At 29.5% G+C, this 15,717-nt stretch carries 17 protein-coding genes; 12 read left to right on the top strand and 5 right to left on the bottom strand.

The window, feature by feature from the left end:
• Window positions 1-26: 26 nt before the first annotated feature.
• Window positions 27-1,286, bottom strand: coding sequence for a helix-turn-helix transcriptional regulator (locus tag P3X86_RS09255; protein ID WP_483292388.1), 1,260 nt, complete (start codon window positions 1,284-1,286; stop codon window positions 27-29).
• A gap of 129 nt (window positions 1,287-1,415) precedes the next feature.
• Between P3X86_RS09255 and P3X86_RS09250 the strand changes: the two genes are divergently transcribed.
• The 5 genes from P3X86_RS09250 (at window position 1,416) to P3X86_RS09230 (ending at window position 5,651) form a co-directional block, all read left to right on the top strand.
• Window positions 1,416-2,021 (top strand): TetR/AcrR family transcriptional regulator, encoded by a 606-nt coding sequence (locus P3X86_RS09250; protein ID WP_483292387.1) that lies wholly within the window; start codon window positions 1,416-1,418, stop codon window positions 2,019-2,021.
• A 3-nt stretch (window positions 2,022-2,024) separates the two neighbouring features.
• Window positions 2,025-2,873: a GNAT family N-acetyltransferase gene (locus P3X86_RS09245; protein ID WP_483292386.1), complete on the top strand. Its 849-nt coding sequence runs from the start codon at window positions 2,025-2,027 to the stop codon at window positions 2,871-2,873.
• A gap of 104 nt (window positions 2,874-2,977) precedes the next feature.
• Window positions 2,978-3,583 (top strand): class I SAM-dependent methyltransferase, encoded by a 606-nt coding sequence (locus P3X86_RS09240; protein WP_483292385.1) that lies wholly within the window; start codon window positions 2,978-2,980, stop codon window positions 3,581-3,583.
• 131 nt (window positions 3,584-3,714) lie between these two features.
• A complete protein-coding gene (locus P3X86_RS09235) occupies window positions 3,715-4,023 on the top strand; it encodes a DUF3795 domain-containing protein (RefSeq protein WP_483292384.1) in 309 nt (102 codons plus the stop codon).
• 95 nt (window positions 4,024-4,118) lie between these two features.
• A complete protein-coding gene (locus tag P3X86_RS09230; protein WP_483292383.1) occupies window positions 4,119-5,651 on the top strand; it encodes a helix-turn-helix domain-containing protein in 1,533 nt (510 codons plus the stop codon).
• 148 nt (window positions 5,652-5,799) lie between these two features.
• On the opposite strand, the gene P3X86_RS09225 is transcribed toward P3X86_RS09230, so the two are convergent.
• Both P3X86_RS09225 and P3X86_RS09220 read right to left on the bottom strand, forming a co-directional pair.
• Entirely contained in the window at window positions 5,800-6,513 is a 714-nt protein-coding gene (locus tag P3X86_RS09225) for a hypothetical protein (protein WP_483292382.1), read from the bottom strand.
• Between the two features lie 168 nt (window positions 6,514-6,681).
• A complete protein-coding gene (locus tag P3X86_RS09220; protein WP_483292381.1) occupies window positions 6,682-7,161 on the bottom strand; it encodes a GyrI-like domain-containing protein in 480 nt (159 codons plus the stop codon).
• Between the two features lie 138 nt (window positions 7,162-7,299).
• On the opposite strand from P3X86_RS09220, the gene P3X86_RS09215 reads away from it, so the two are divergent.
• The 7 genes from P3X86_RS09215 to P3X86_RS09185 all read left to right on the top strand — a co-directional run bounded on the left by P3X86_RS09215 (window position 7,300) and on the right by P3X86_RS09185 (window position 13,646).
• Window positions 7,300-8,256 carry an aminoglycoside phosphotransferase family protein gene (locus P3X86_RS09215; protein ID WP_483292380.1) on the top strand — a complete coding sequence of 319 codons (957 nt, stop codon included), beginning with the start codon at window positions 7,300-7,302 and terminating at the stop codon, window positions 8,254-8,256.
• Between the two features lie 585 nt (window positions 8,257-8,841).
• Complete coding sequence (locus tag P3X86_RS09210; protein WP_483292379.1) at window positions 8,842-9,222, top strand: LytR/AlgR family response regulator transcription factor; 381 nt, start codon at window positions 8,842-8,844, stop codon at window positions 9,220-9,222.
• A gap of 134 nt (window positions 9,223-9,356) precedes the next feature.
• Window positions 9,357-9,989: a hypothetical protein gene (locus P3X86_RS09205; RefSeq protein ID WP_483292378.1), complete on the top strand. Its 633-nt coding sequence runs from the start codon at window positions 9,357-9,359 to the stop codon at window positions 9,987-9,989.
• Window positions 9,990-9,998: 9 nt separating this feature from the next.
• Window positions 9,999-10,619, top strand: a complete 621-nt coding sequence (locus P3X86_RS09200; RefSeq protein ID WP_483292377.1) for a hypothetical protein — start codon at window positions 9,999-10,001, stop codon at window positions 10,617-10,619.
• A 242-nt stretch (window positions 10,620-10,861) separates the two neighbouring features.
• Complete coding sequence (locus P3X86_RS09195; RefSeq protein WP_483292376.1) at window positions 10,862-11,974, top strand: hypothetical protein; 1,113 nt, start codon at window positions 10,862-10,864, stop codon at window positions 11,972-11,974.
• A gap of 80 nt (window positions 11,975-12,054) precedes the next feature.
• Window positions 12,055-12,891, top strand: coding sequence for a creatininase family protein (locus P3X86_RS09190; RefSeq protein WP_483292375.1), 837 nt, complete (start codon window positions 12,055-12,057; stop codon window positions 12,889-12,891).
• A 5-nt stretch (window positions 12,892-12,896) separates the two neighbouring features.
• Window positions 12,897-13,646, top strand: a complete 750-nt coding sequence (locus P3X86_RS09185) for a MerR family transcriptional regulator (RefSeq protein WP_483292374.1) — start codon at window positions 12,897-12,899, stop codon at window positions 13,644-13,646.
• A 60-nt stretch (window positions 13,647-13,706) separates the two neighbouring features.
• On the opposite strand, the gene P3X86_RS09180 is transcribed toward P3X86_RS09185, so the two are convergent.
• Both P3X86_RS09180 and P3X86_RS09175 read right to left on the bottom strand, forming a co-directional pair.
• Window positions 13,707-13,904, bottom strand: a complete 198-nt coding sequence (locus P3X86_RS09180) for a hypothetical protein (protein ID WP_483292373.1) — start codon at window positions 13,902-13,904, stop codon at window positions 13,707-13,709.
• 593 nt (window positions 13,905-14,497) lie between these two features.
• Complete coding sequence (locus P3X86_RS09175; RefSeq protein ID WP_483292372.1) at window positions 14,498-15,580, bottom strand: YkvI family membrane protein; 1,083 nt, start codon at window positions 15,578-15,580, stop codon at window positions 14,498-14,500.
• Window positions 15,581-15,717 lie beyond the last annotated feature (137 nt).

Genomic DNA, 15,717 nt, shown 5'->3' with positions numbered 1-15,717 from the left:
ATATTTAATCATAGTATTATCCTTTTTTAACATTTTATTTTACAAGAGGTAGTCATCCTTATAGTTTCATGGTTGAAGGTACCATTTGTATTGTAGATAGTAAAAATAGGAGTATTATCAATAGTAAAGCTATTAGAAGATATCCAATTTAACAGAGTTTTGATATGTATTTGACTATCAGCTAAGCATTTGCTTTCTAATCTAGCATAAGATCCTTGTTCTAAAACTAAAACTTTTAAACCATCTTTTTTTTCGCATATATTTAGATTATAAGGTATTCTTATACCACACATGTAGCCTTTAATTGTTTTTATAACTATAAATTCATTCATATTTTCAAATAGGTTTGGATAATGTCTGTTAACGTAATTTAAAACAACTTTTGAAGTTGTTGCTTCAGCATTGTTACCTTGTAAGCTAGACACAAGATATTTTCTATTGCCATATTGCTGAATATTAATATCACAAAGCAATTGCTTTTTCTTTATTGGCAGGTGTAGCTTGAGTTTGGCTATGCTTTTATTTTTTATGATGAATTCTTCGAAAAAATCAGTATCATTCTGTGTAAACATACTATTTTTTATCCAATGGGTATATAGATAATTCCAGCCGTTATTTATGCTCTCCTCATCATTTTGGACTGTCAAAGTTGCGTAAGTCAAAGTGTTAGGAGGAGAGGATTTAATTTCACGAAATATACTTTTTTCAAGTATATCTATATATTTATTATTGTAGGGGATGCTCAATTCATAGCAATTTAATTCACCACTTTTGGCTGTATTGCGTCCAAATAATTTAGCAGAATAGTTAGGGAAAAGTGATAAAAAATAATCAATAGCATTGTTTTCAATATTCTGTAATTCATGATGGTAAAATTTAAAGTTGATAGTTTTAGGTATTTTATTAGTAGAAACGTACACATAAGTATGTATGTCATCTTTAAAACAAGGAAAAAAGTAATAAAAATCACTGTATTTATATTCTAAAGGTGTCTGATTTATGGCTTTTTTAACATACTTATTAAATGCTTGTTGAGAGCTGTAGCCACAAGTATAAGCAATATCAGATATAGATTTATTAGTGAACTTTATCAAAGACAAAGCATTTGATAATCTTCTCTTACGTATATATTCTTTTACAGAATGTCCAGTAAAAGCATAGAAATCCCTATATAGTTGCATACATGATACATAGCATATATTTGCAATATAGTCAGTTTTAATATTTTCGTATAGGTGAGCTTCAATATATTTAATTGCACTTTTTAAATAATCAAATTTTTGCATAATAACACACCTCATATATTTTTGTTACTATAATTTTAACACAATATTGCTAAAAAAACGCTATTGTAAAAAAAGATATAAAATGCTAAAATAAAAGCACGATGGTCTTTTAAATAACAAGGAGGGATTATGCCAAAGATATCAGAAGAAAAAAAGCAAATAAAAAGAGAGTATATATTAGAAGTAGCATTTGAACTGTTTTCACAAAAGGGATATACTGCAACTGGAATGAGAGATATTATGAAAGTAGCTAATATAAGCAAGGGTGGTATATATGTATATTTTAAAAGTAAAACAGAGATTTTATTGTCTTTAGTAGAACGATTTGATAGTAAAAGGCATTATATTTTAGATCAGCTAGATAAGTCACTATCATCACATGATATGTTATCACAGTATTTAAGAAAGAGGCTAGGGATATTTAAACAAGAAGAAAATTGTAAGTGGTCAAGGGTAGCATTAGAGTTTTGGTCCTTACCTTCAAACACGCCAGAGATAGCAAGTATTAAAGATAGAAGATATAGAGAATATAAGGATGATATAAAGTATATAATTAACAGGGGTATTAATTGCGGTGAATTTAGAAGCAACTGTGATGTTGACTCAGTAGTTTATCAGATTATGGGTACAATTAATGGTATAGGAGTATTGGCAGGTTCAATGAATAGAGTTATAACAGATAAACATATTCAAACTGCTATTGACATGTATTTATATTACTTAAAGGGGGAGTAATTTATGTACACATTTAGAAAGTGTAGTGAGGTAGATGATACAATAACATTTAAAGCATTTACAGATGGATTCGTAGATTATATGATACAAGTAAAAATGGATGAGGAATTTTTTATAAACAGATTCTTTGGAATAGAAGGTAATGACAGAGAACTATCCTATGTAGCATTAAAGGATGATGTACCAGTAGGTGTTTGTTTAGGAGGTATAAAAACTAATGAGAAAATAAAAACACTAAGATGTGGAGGTATGTCAGTAATCCCTGAACACAGAGGAACAGGTGTAGCCAAATCACTTATGAAACTTCATGAAAAAGCAGCACGTAAAATTAATTGTAAGCAATTGTTCTTAGAAGTTTTAAAGGGAAACGACCGTGCGATAAGCTTCTATAAAAAACTGGGATATGAAAAGGTTTATGATTTAGAATATAGAAAATGGAGCATGGATAATGTGAGCTCATTAAAAATTGATGTAGCTTTATCAGAGAAAGTAAAAGAAATAACTTATGATGAAGTGAGAAAGATTAAACAATTTGATTATACACATATACCTTGGCAAAGTTGCTTTGATTTCTTTAAAGATATAGATTGTCATTATTATGGAATATATGAAGATGGCGTAATAGTTGCTGGATGTGTTGCAACAAACAATAGATTATTTTACTTATATGTGCATGATGACCATAGATTAAAAGGATATGCAAAAGCATTATTAAATAGTGCTATAACGGATTTAAAGCCAAAAGTGCTTGCACTAATGCATGCTAATAACTCTAGCATGTGTACATTTGCAAATCATTTAAATATGGAGAAGGATAAAATTTCACAGTACGAAATGTACAGATGGTTATAATAGTGCTAGTGATTTACACTAATTGACCAAATACAATCTAATTGATATAATTTCTTTAACAAGGGAATATTAAGGTTAGATTGTATAGAAGGGACAATATAAAAATGGAACATTACTTTACTGCTAAATCATCAACAGAAAATATAACGGGAGAAATACATTATGAAGTAAGCTCGCATAAGTTTACTTTTACGACAAGTAACGCTGTTTTTTCAAAGAAACAAGTAGATAAAGGATCTAGTGTATTGATAAATACATTTTTAAAATATAATATGAACAGCAGTGGAAAACTGCTTGAAGTAGGATGTGGCTATGGTCCTATTGGAATAACGGTTGCTAAAATATTACCTAAATTAACAGTTTCTATGGTAGATGTAAATGAAAGAGCATTGGAACTTACTAAGGTTAACACAGAGCAAAACCATGTTGAGAATGTAGAAGATATAAGATTATCTGATAGGTATGAAAATATAAATTCAACATATGATTACATACTCACCAATCCACCTATTCGTGCAGGTAAGGACATAGTTCATTCGATATATGAGGGAGCTATAAAGCATCTAAATGCTGGAGGTAAGTTATATGTTGTAATACGAAAGAAACAGGGAGCTAAAAGCTCAATAAAGAAAATACAAGAGATATTTGGCAATTGTAAGGTTTTAGCTAAAGATGCGGGATATTATATATTAGAAGCTATAAAAGATTAGATGACTTTGCCATAAAGATAGCAGACTGTAGTAAAAGTTTAACTACAAGCAGAAATTGGGCTTTTGTCTACAGTCTGAAGCAACAATGATAATTCATTGTTGCTTTTTATATATAAGGGGAGGATAGTTAGATGAAAAGATATGATGGGTATATACCACCTTGTGGCATATATTGTGGAGAATGTCCAAACTATATTAGAGAAAAGAACACATGCAAAGGAGCGAGTGAACATTGTAAAAATAGGAAATGTAAAAGTATCTATGTTTGTGCAATAGAGAAAAAAAGAATAAATTACTGTTATGAATGTAGAATATTCCCCTGTAGTAGATTTAAAGCATTTAGGAAGTCATGGCTTAAACTGGGACAAGACCTTTTAAAAAACCAACAATTATTGAAGGAGCTAGGTGAAAAAGAATGGATAAAACAATGGAATAAATAAAATACAACAAGGTCAAAATTGTCGAGTTAGTTTATTGTGGATGTCATATAATATAGATAACTTCCGGAAGAATTTTTATAAAAGGTGGTTTTATAGTGGATTATTCTTTAACAATATGGACAATTTCAACGTATATAGAAGCAAGAGTAAGATCAGAAATAAAATATGAAGAAATGGAAAGAAAGACAGGCTTTTCATATAGACATATTAGGGAGGTATTTAAAGAATGTACAGGGGTATCTCTTTCTAAGTATATTAATGAGAGAAGACTTTCTAATGCCGCGTTTGATATAGCAAATACAGAAAAAAAACTGACAGATATAGCTTATGACTATAAGTTTAATAGCTATGATTCGTTTACTAGAGCATTTAAGAATCATGTAGGCATTACACCTTCTGAGTTTCGTAGCAAATCTTGCAAGGTTGGACGTAGAAGAATATTAATGGGTGTATTTGCTCCAGTAATAAATAAAGAAGATGATTCAACGTATGCTAGGTTATATTGTGATACTTGTGATGTAGATAGCTTAAAGAGTACAAATGATAGTCTTAAAAAATCGCGTAAGACGGAATCCAGTTGTATATTATATGGAGTACCTAAAGTAGAATATTCTTTTGAAGAATGTACACCATTTCCTACAGCATTAAAAGCATGTTTATCTTATATAGGGCAAAAGGTAGATTATGGTTATATTATGGCAGCATCGGGAGCAGCATTTAGATTGAGATGGAACAAGGAATATTGGGATGGCGGAAATGTTGATATAATGAACATATATGAAGATGAATATGAGTCATTCATACGTTCCTTTAAGGCTGTTAATAGAAAGTATGAAATATTAAAGCGAGAGCATCATACAAAGGAAGATTTTATAGAGTTTATTAAAAAAGAAATAAATGCAGGAAGACCAGTGATAGCTTTAGGAATAATAGGACCACCAGAGGCATGTGTGATAACGGGATATAGAGATAATGGAAAAGAACTATTGGGATGGAACTGCTTCCAAGAAAACAAAGAATTTAGCCAAGGTACTAAAATAGATGATAGTGGATATTTTATATGTAATAGATGGTGGGACAATGAAGAAACATGTGCAGTTATGTCTATAGGAGAAAGTTATGATTACAATATAGACGCAAAATCAATATTGAAAAATGCAATAGACATAATGACTAAAGAAACTATATCAGTCAAAAACAATACCCGCCTTTATGCAGGAGGTGGGGAAGCATATGATTTATGGTGCAAATCTATAACAGATCAAAAAGAATGTGATAATAATAATATAGTACCCATACTCATAGAACGTCTTATGTGTCAAAATGATGCACAGACAATGATAGGAGAAGGACGATACTACGCATCATGCTTTATTGACAGTATTGGTAATAATAACGAGAATGTAAAAGAAGAGTGTACTGAAGTTTCAAAGTGCTTTAAAGCTATCATGCAGTGTTCATTTGCTATGAATAAAATAAAAGGTGGATTTGAGCAAACAGAAGAACTTCTTAACACATTTATAAAACCAGAGGTTAGAAATAGTATAGGAAAATTGATAATAAAAGCTAAGGAACATGAATATAAAGCATGTAAATTAATGAAGGATATATATTATAAGTTGGAATAATATATGTGATAAAAAAAGTTTGTATGTAAGAAAAAACTAGCAGAATTCAGAGTATATCTGGATTTTGCTAGGGTATTTTTATATTAGCGAAAATACGCTTCTTAACATAGAACGATTATTAACATTAGAGATAATATATTAAGTACTTTCATACATGAAATAGCTTGAAAAAATTATTGTAACAATCATCATCGCAAACGTTAACCTTTTCATAAAATTTATTTATAGCATTATCTAAACATTCCATAAGATTTTGTTTATCTATTATTTTTAAGAAACATTCAAAATTGTTTTTAAGTTCATTAGCTTCTTCATGTTTACCTAAATAGAACAAATTCATAATTTTAATCATTAGAGTTTTACAAAAACGAAAATTGTACAGATCATGTTTTTTAGATATGCTTATTATTTTTTCGCAAAAATTTAATGACTCTGTGTAATATTCAAGCTCATAAAAACCGTTGCAGATATTACTTAATATTTTAATCAGAAGCGCATTATTAGATACTGTATGAATATTGGAGAGTAGTAAGTCTTTATATTTCAAGAAATTTTCTTTGTTTTTATCTTCTAGATAAAATATCATTAGAGAGTTAATAATCCTAAAGTGAAGTTCATTTTCTAATTTACTGGGTTTGATTTTTTCCAACATTTTAATAGATGACTCTCTTTTATTGCATGAATAAAATTCATTTAGAGCTATGACCCATTCATGGAATAAATGGTTTTTATTAGAATCATTTACCTTTGCTTGTGACGATAAAAGAAATGCTTCGCTGTATTTACCATATTGAATGAGATCAAATATCTTTTGTATGTCTAAAACTGTGTTGTCATTTGAATTTAACACCTTTTTTTTCATACGTTCAACTCCTCGTAAGAATCATTATGACACATCAATCATACCATATAATAAAAATTATTACAATAAAGGTGAATTCAAGGAGTGTGTTTTAAGTAATGCATATTAAAAATGATCTATAATTAGACATATATTGCTCCAATTATAAGATCATTTATTTAGTATTATTTATATTCTCTCAACAGGAAAGTATAAATGTACTTCACCTTTCTTGGCGTCTTGTGGATAGTATTCATGTACAGCACCTGCTAGTGTGTAGTTGTTATCAGGTAGGTATTGCTGGCTCATATAAGTAAAAGCGTTACCGTAAGTTTCCTGAGTACATTTAATAGTAGCGTACTTATAAGAAGGTATTTGCCAAAGTGTCCAGTTGTCCTGAACTATAGCATCCTCTACGGCTTCACATCCAGCAAGGTATTTTCCATTACTACCCCAAGGGTTAAAGCTTTCATCAACATCACTCATAGCACCCCACATACCTACAATATTGTCATTTGCATCTCTTTTAGCTAGATAGGCTATTTCATTAAAATGCTCATTAGCTTCTTCCCAGAGAGGAGGTACCCATTTAAAGCCTTCATTAGAGTTCCCCTCTCCTAGCTTACCTAATACTTTAAATGATTTTTTTGTTATTATTTTTACTTTCATATACATCCTCCTTAATAAATCGTTAATATAATTATATCAAAAAAATATAGACAACAGTATGTCATGAACTTTCATGACCAAATGTTGTCAACAATACATTGATATAATAGTGAAAAATGATTGAAAGGATTGGTAGATATGAATAATCAGTATGTATCTCAAATCAAAGATTATGTAGCAAAACATATGGGGTTAAGAGTTATAAATATAACTGATAGAGGGCAGTGGATTAGACATCATTATGAAGTAGAACTCAGTAACAGTAAAACTGTATTTTTTAAACTTATCACACATCAAGAGCCAACAGGAGGTCTTAGACATGAACACAATGTAGTAAATATATTAAAGAATAATCAGTTACCTGCCCCTGAGGTGTTGATGATAGATGAAAGCTGTCAATACATAGAAAAGCCATTCTTAGTACAAACCAGAGTTGGTGGCAAGAGACTTGGAGATATCTTGATGACAGTATCAATAGAAGAGAAAATAGAGATTTATAGAGAAATAGGGAAGTTTTATAGGAAACTTCACTCTATAAAAGGAAAAAAATCAGGGGTTTGTAGTGATAAGGATCTATTTGAAGTTAAATATCCGATATCACCAAATGAGTATATGTACAAAGCAGAGATTCTAAACGGTAGTGGAAAGTTGGCATACGAAAAAGGATTAATTTCAAAAGAGCTATATAATGGAATTATAAGTCTGTGGGAAGATAATATGGAGTATCTAAAAGACCATCAACCATCCTTGATTCATATGAGTGCATTCTTTTGGAATATATATTTAGAAAAATCAGAAACATGGAAAGTAACAAAAATATTATCTCTAGGAGATGTAATGTGGTGGGATGAGGCATATGATATAGCTACGCTAAAATACCCTCCATTTGGAGAGCTTGATAAAGAGGTATATAAAGGATTTTTAAGTGAGTACAAAAAGGAACCAGAAGAAAAAAGAATATTGCTCTACAGTATTATCCATCGTCTGTGCGAAAAAATGGGGGTATATTTAGAACCAGATAAATATAAAAATAAATGCAAAAAAGATTTAGAATCAGAACTGACAAAAATAATAAATAGATTAAACGGTTTGTAAGTTCGATTTTGCTATCAAAAGTATATACAGTATTTTATTGTAAACTAGAAACTATAAATAACGAAAGATAGCAAAATAGAACGGAATGAAGTGTCATTTAGAAACACATAGTAATGGCAAACATGGGTTTGATTTATTTAACGATGATGAAGAAACAAGAACTATTATAAAAAACACTCTAGAGTTTATACAAGAATCTTTTACATTATAGATAAAAATACTATTATTAATTATATGTATGATCTAGTAATAAGTGTGAATTGACTACAATTTTAGGTAGGGGGGATTTCCCCCTTATTTTAATATCTCTAAGTAGATGCTAATGTATTATTTATTCTTTCTATAATGAGGTTTATTTTTATTACATATTATGGGCACATTATTTTAAAGTTAACAATTCAATCTAACTGTTAACAGCAAATCTTTAATAAGACAAATAAAGGGAATAAAAGTTAACTTTCGGATACATTATTTTACAAAAGAAGTTGCAATATCAACAACTGACAGCATAAATTACAATTAAATACTTATATGGAATAAAATATACTTATAATAAAATAAAACTTGAAAGGATGAATAAGGTTTATGAGAGAAGGCATGACAAGTGATAAAACTATTTATATGGGAAAACAGTTACAAAATTTTATTGCAGTTGTAAGAGATGAAGAAGTTATACTAATTAAAAACGAAGAAATTTACTATATAGAAAAAATAGGACGCAAATCATATATTCATACTAAAAATGATTCGTTTGTTACATCTAAAACAATAAGTTACTATGAAAATAGATTGTGTGAGAACTGTTTTTTTAGATGTTATCGTAGTTGCATAGTCAATTTGATTAAAGTAAAGAAGATAGTACCTCAAATTAACTATACATATAATATATATTTTGAAGATATAAATCAACATGTTCCATTGAGTAGAGATAGAATAAAACAGTTGAAAAGTTTACTAGGGATTTAAACTGAAGATAAACGCATATCAACAAAACGAATCAACAATATAACAATATAGTAATAATATAACACAAATTTAAGAAATATCTATATAATAAAGATAATACATGTATTAAACAAATCTAAAGGAGGAAATATGTAATGGGTTCAGATGTAAAAATTACTTATATCAACAAATCAATGAATAAAGATTTACCAAAGATATTTATATTTACAAAAAATGAAACACCTACGTTTGATGCTTTAAAAGATGGAGTAGCGTATAAGGTAATAGAAGACGTAGGCAGAGGATCATCTTGCGATTTCATTTTCCCTATAAAGACGAGCGTAGCAGCTACATGGGACAATGGAAGTTGTAAAACTCAAGAATTAACAGCACAAATAGGAGAAGCGTATATAGTAGAAAAAAATAACACAGGTATAGTCTTAAAGAACAATGGTCCAGCAAAAGACACTAAATCAATAGATGTTATCAACAATATCCATGTAAACAACGGAATAAGTGTTAATTTTTATAAAAAAGATGGAAACGAAAGTAAAAAGATGATAACTAAAGATATCGTCGGATATGCGCAAAAGGCAACCTTTGTACTACATCCTAAATTATATTGGGGAATAGCTTCTGAGATACAAGAAGGAGAGTTAATAAGTTCAGCAGTGCTTGATTCAGATCATTTCCATGAAATAGATTTAGAAAACATTTCAAAAATGACAGTTTCTCTTAATGGTAATGCAAAAGATGGTTATGAGTTTAAGGTAGAAAGTCAAGAATAGGGGAGAAATATGTTATCAGAAGTTAAAATAACATATATTAATAAATCCATAAATAACGATCTACCTAAGATATTTATATTTGCCAAAAATGAAGCTACAACCTTCGATGCTTTAAAGGAAGGTGTAGCATGGAAAGTAATAGAAGATATAGGTAGAGATTCTTGGAGTGAATTTGTATATCCTATAGAATCTCAAGTTGGGGTAACATGGAATGAAGGATCTAACCATACTAGGCTATTGACAGCTTCGATTGGCAATAGATATACAGTAGATAAGAATAGAACAGGGATAGTACTTGAAGAAAATGGAGCTGCATCAAGTACAGATTTAATAGAAGTATTAAATACTTTTCGTATAAAAAAAGGTATTAGCGCTGGGCTATACAAATCTGGTAAATTAGTGATGGAGAAAAAAGTAGTGGGATATAAACAAAAGGCCACTTTCAAGATGCATCCAATAATTTATTGGGGAATAGCTTCAGAGATACAAGAAGGAAAATCTTTAAGCTCAGCTGTTTTAAATTCGGACGAATTCTATAAGCTAGACCTACAAGGGCTATCAGAAGTCACTATATCGTTAAATGGTAATGCCAAAAATGGATTCGAATTTAGAATAGAGAACCAAGAATAATTATGTAGTTATAGTCAAGTTGCAAATCGATATTATAAGTTTAACCAATCCACCCTATATAGAATACAGGAATGTCTTAAAGACTAGGCATTCCTGTATTTTTGTATTAAATTACTTATGTTTACTGAAATTTAATAAGTGACAAATTATTTAGGGTTTGGTAAAATGAACTTGCTTGCTATCAAAGACAGTAAGATATGGTTGATTTAACTTAATTGAAGAGGAGAAGGAGAGAGCTACTCATGAAAAAAATTATTATATTAATAATGATCACAATAATCGGATGTATAGGTTGTGCAAAATTAAATGTGGTGGAAGAAAGTAACAATTCACATAACACAAGTGTAACGAATGATGTACTATGCGGGACATGGACTGATGGGCCATGTGGTGATGCACCTGGTAATATTTATACATTTAATGAAGATGGAACATTTAAGAAGGATTATAGTAATTATGATATAAAAGATAACATAGCTAGTATTTCTGGTAATTGGAGCATAATTGATTCAGATGTATTGGAATTAACTGTAAATAAAAAATACATACTAATGGATGATATTAATGATACTACTGTACAGAAGTCAGAAAATGAAAAAATAAAAATAAAGTTAGCCAACTTGAGTGAAGACAAGGAAAGCAAGTATTATTATATAAGCATTATGTTTGGAGAAACACAATTTTATAAGGCAAGTGTTAGACAAGTAGAGTTGACTAAAGAATTTAAAGATAATAGTCTAAGAAATTTTAAAGAGGCAATGACTCTAGTACATAAAGATTCAAGTAACTATAATATTATAAATGCAAAAATCAAGTCAAACATAGTGGAGCGTATTACTTACGATAAAGATACAGAAGATTGGATAAGTGAAGAAATTAAGAAGTTAGATAAATATTTAGGTAGTTTTTCAACAGTATATATAGGAATGTCAGACGATTTTGTGCAGTTTATAGCATTAGTTCAACCACAGCAGACTAACAATTTTAACTATGAAGATGCTGTTAACAAATTTAGAGGAAAAGACAATGAAACTACGATACTTGCAGACATAGGTTGCATGGATAAAGATGCATTTTATGTAATAGACTTATATGTAAACGATTTGTTAGGTAAAAAACAGTCATTTGATATAAATGATATAAAGATAAAAGGAGAAATGGAAAATCAATTGTATATTAGAAAATTTGACAATAAAAAAGTATTGAAATACTTGAATAAGAACAAAAGGAAATGTTTCACAGGCAATGCTATTTATAACGATACATGGAATATGATTTTATTTGATCAGAGATATATAGTACCAGAAGTTATAGAAGTAGATATAGGTGCAGAAATAGTAACATTGAAGAAATAAAATAAATCAGTGCTATAAGAATTTGACATTCCAGTAAGGGGAATAGATAAACTCATTGTATATAGTAAAGGAGGTATACAATGAGTTTTAAACTTGCGGATTTAAAAAAGACACAAATTGAAGAACTAGATAAAGATAAAACTGTAGTAATGATAGGCATTGCACCAATAGAACAACACAGCATACATTTGCCTTTAGGAGTAGATATATATGAGACAGAGCATTGGATAAAAGGAGTGATAGAAAAATTGGAGTTAGTATATAATAAATATACTTTTTTAACCATGCCTATTATACCATTTGGATTTTCAGATATAAAAGGGAGCTGTGGAGATATACATGTATCACAGAAATTAATATATAAGTTGGTTATTCAAGTATTAGAAGCAATAGCAAGCTGGCAAGTAAAGAATATAGTTATAATATCTGGACATGCAGATCCAAAGCATCAAATAGCTATAGAACAAGCATGTTATAAAATTAATAAGCGATATAAAGACATAGCATTTTCTCCAATGGGGTATATATTTAGTAATAATGAGTGTAAACATGATGGACTACTGTCAGATAAACTTAATAGATATAAAAATGATTTTCACGCCGGTTGGATAGAAACGTCTTGTATGTTAGATATATCGCCAGGGTTGGTAGATGCGGTGTATAAAAAACTACCTGATTTTGAGATAAAGTCATTAAGTATGATGTTCCCAAATAAAGTAAACAAAAAGATTAAAAACTTTGGGCACATAGGATATCCTAGAGAGTCTTCTGTAGAGTTAGGAAGAAGATTAAATGAAGATATGATTAATCAAATACAAAAATGCATAAGTGCTTTTTTAAATAGAGAAAATTATAAAATATACGAACACCATGAGCTTTACAAAATTCCTATTATGAAAGTAAAAAAATGGAGGTAACAAATATGTATAGTATAGGTCAGTTTTCTATAATAACAAAGCTCAGTAAGAAGACATTAAGGTACTATGATGATATAGGATTGCTAAAGCCTGCTTATATAAACCCTACAAATCAGTATAGGTATTATAACAAAGAGCAGGTTAAAACAGTCAAAGAGATAATCAAGTTGAAAGCGATAAATATTTCACTAGAGAAGATAAAAGAGGTATTAAGCAAAAATGATGCGAACATCTTGGAGATATACAATGACAGATTAAATGAAATAAGAACTTCATTAAGAGAATTAGAAAAGCAAAAAGAAATAACTAACAAATACATAAATGAGTTACAATCTGATACACTAGATATAGTTAAGCTTGAAATTACCAAAGGATATTATATAGAGCGAGGAAAGATTGTATATCAAACATATAGTAGAAATGAAGATATTAATTTCGCGATAGGGGAATTTTATTCATACATAAATAGTAGAATTGGACTTCTATCAAGGCATATGTTTAGATTTGATATAAACAATGATGATAGCTTTGATATATTTGCTTATACAGAAGATAAAAATAATAATTTAAACATAAGAAGACAAGAAAAAGAGATATGTCTAAAAATAACATGCGATATAAAAGATAGAGAAAATGGTTACCAAATGCTATTTGATTATACTAGACAGAATAACATTGAGATAAAATATATCTATGAAGCTTATGTAATGAATGGTGGTAAGATGAGTATAGATATAATGTTTGGTATAAAGTAAGGTATACAAAAAGGGAATAAGTTTTTTCTAGCTTAATCCCTTTTGTAGTGCTGTATAGACTTAAGACTCTTGGTAAGTGTTAAGAGTTGTTGTGGCATGCTGAACAGCTTGATTAACTGAGTTCAGTATACCTTGAATATTTTCCTTGTTGTGTGCCTTTTCCACAGTACTTACAGCTGAATTTAACTCAGATTGTGCTTCATGTAATTTGTTTAAAACACATTCTACATTTTCTCTTGCATTTTTATGAGTATGCATACGCTACCTCCTAGATAAATTTGTTTATCAGTACTTATAATAACCAAAATTTACATTATAATTACAAAAATTTTATGTTTTTGGAATTTAATTAAAAAATGTTTGAAATGCATGAGATGATACAAAAAGATAACAATAATCATATAGTTATAACCAATATAGGTTATATTGTATGTATTATTATTTGATAGAAGAAACAACAGAAACAGTAATTTAAAATTTGTATAAAATATATGCATTGCTAGTCAAAACAAATAGTGGTTTTATTACTAAAAGTATTGCAATATATTCCATAATATTATATAATTGGTTTACAGCAAAATATGTAAAAAACAGAGCAAGAGAAACATAGTTACATTTGGACGCTTTATACTATGTGGATGCAGTAGCGTAACCGACTGACAATGAGTTAGTTGGTTTTTTTATTTTATAGAGAAGTTGAGATGATTCCGCGAATAGATTTACTCAATAATAAAACCATAAAATGCACAACAATTATGCCATTTACTACCACAATTATCATATTATTAACCCTAGCTATAGGCTTATTTCTATACTAAGAAATGAGCCTATGGCAAACCCCAATACAGTTTTTATAAAGACTCATATTTATTGTTTATATATGTTCTATATAACATTCCAACAATTAAGATGAGACCCATATAACCTGTAATAGGATATACTATACTAATTAGCTTTTCAAAAGGTAAAGAACCAGCTGCAAAAGCTACGATTAGCAAAGCAGTTGCTATGATTTTGTATTTTTTAGTACCTTCATTAGCAAATTTACTACATATTGACCACATCATTGCAGTTGAGGTTGAAAACATACCTAAAACTAGAATTATAGAGAAGCCTGCACCTAGAGCTGGAATTAATTTTTTAGCAAGGACTAAAACAGGAATAGGCTTGTTATAAACATTATTAATATATGCAAGCATTCCTAGATTCAACATCAAAACAGCAAGCATTAGTACTATACCACTCCACAATGCAGACAAAAATGTAGTCTTCTTTGATTCTGCATTTTTACCGATGCTAGTTAAAAAAGGAGTAATAGCCACAATAGTATAAGAAGGATATAAGAAACCTGAAAATAGCCAAGAAGATGTCGCTTTCGGTACTGATAATAGAGTTATCTGCTTACTAGATTCTCTTAATCCGTCTATATTATCAAGTATGCTCATTCCACCTACGAATAAAGCCGTAATTGCTATAAACGGTCCAAGCTTACCCATTATTTGTATCAATCTATCAAGCCCAGATAAAACAGATATCAAAACTAATATACCAATAATACACCTTCCTAAAATACTTGGAAGACCATAGTATTGATGAATAGTTGCTCCACCTCCAGATATCATTATTGTCATAGCTGAAAATAAAAATATAAGTATAAACCACTGAAAAAAAGTACCTATGTACTTACCACAATAGTATTTATATACATCGCTTGAGTTTTCAAGCTTGAGAACACGACCTTTTTCTAGTAGACAGTTAACACACCATATAAATATAACTGCGCTTATGATGACGATGGGCAAGCTCTTAAATCCATGGCAAGTAAAAAACTGTAGTATTTCTTGACCAGAAGAAAATCCAGCGCCAGTAGAAAAGCCAATAAAAGCTCCTCCAAATCCTAATACCTGTTTAATGTTTAAATTCTGTTTAGTCAAAATAATCCCCCTAGAAGATATATTACGTTTATATACACTTTAATTGACTAGTATATTATAGCAGATAAATCAGAATAGAGTAATAAATTATTATTATTTAAGTTAAATAATACTTATATAGAAATAGGAATCACTGG

This window comes from Abyssisolibacter sp. ZYX002 (genome assembly GCF_056892235.1).
Note: the sequence above shows the minus strand (reverse complement) of the source record. Positions and strands in the feature narration are given on the sequence as shown.

Excerpts from the sequence above, each read along its gene's own strand:
- P3X86_RS09225 (WP_483292382.1), bottom strand. The coding sequence starts at position 6,513 with ATGAAAAAAAAGGTGTTAAATTCAAATGACAACACAGTTTTAGACATA.
- P3X86_RS09240 (WP_483292385.1), top strand. The coding sequence starts at position 2,978 with ATGGAACATTACTTTACTGCTAAATCATCAACAGAAAATATAACGGGA.
- P3X86_RS09245 (WP_483292386.1), top strand. The coding sequence starts at position 2,025 with ATGTACACATTTAGAAAGTGTAGTGAGGTAGATGATACAATAACATTT.
- P3X86_RS09220 (WP_483292381.1), bottom strand. The coding sequence starts at position 7,161 with ATGAAAGTAAAAATAATAACAAAAAAATCATTTAAAGTATTAGGTAAG.
- P3X86_RS09195 (WP_483292376.1), top strand. The coding sequence starts at position 10,862 with ATGAAAAAAATTATTATATTAATAATGATCACAATAATCGGATGTATA.
- P3X86_RS09215 (WP_483292380.1), top strand. The coding sequence starts at position 7,300 with ATGAATAATCAGTATGTATCTCAAATCAAAGATTATGTAGCAAAACAT.
- P3X86_RS09210 (WP_483292379.1), top strand. The coding sequence starts at position 8,842 with ATGAGAGAAGGCATGACAAGTGATAAAACTATTTATATGGGAAAACAG.
- P3X86_RS09190 (WP_483292375.1), top strand. The coding sequence starts at position 12,055 with ATGAGTTTTAAACTTGCGGATTTAAAAAAGACACAAATTGAAGAACTA.
- P3X86_RS09255 (WP_483292388.1), bottom strand. The coding sequence starts at position 1,286 with ATGCAAAAATTTGATTATTTAAAAAGTGCAATTAAATATATTGAAGCT.
- P3X86_RS09205 (WP_483292378.1), top strand. The coding sequence starts at position 9,357 with ATGGGTTCAGATGTAAAAATTACTTATATCAACAAATCAATGAATAAA.
- P3X86_RS09200 (WP_483292377.1), top strand. The coding sequence starts at position 9,999 with ATGTTATCAGAAGTTAAAATAACATATATTAATAAATCCATAAATAAC.
- P3X86_RS09180 (WP_483292373.1), bottom strand. The coding sequence starts at position 13,904 with ATGCATACTCATAAAAATGCAAGAGAAAATGTAGAATGTGTTTTAAAC.
- P3X86_RS09185 (WP_483292374.1), top strand. The coding sequence starts at position 12,897 with ATGTATAGTATAGGTCAGTTTTCTATAATAACAAAGCTCAGTAAGAAG.
- P3X86_RS09235 (WP_483292384.1), top strand. The coding sequence starts at position 3,715 with ATGAAAAGATATGATGGGTATATACCACCTTGTGGCATATATTGTGGA.
- P3X86_RS09250 (WP_483292387.1), top strand. The coding sequence starts at position 1,416 with ATGCCAAAGATATCAGAAGAAAAAAAGCAAATAAAAAGAGAGTATATA.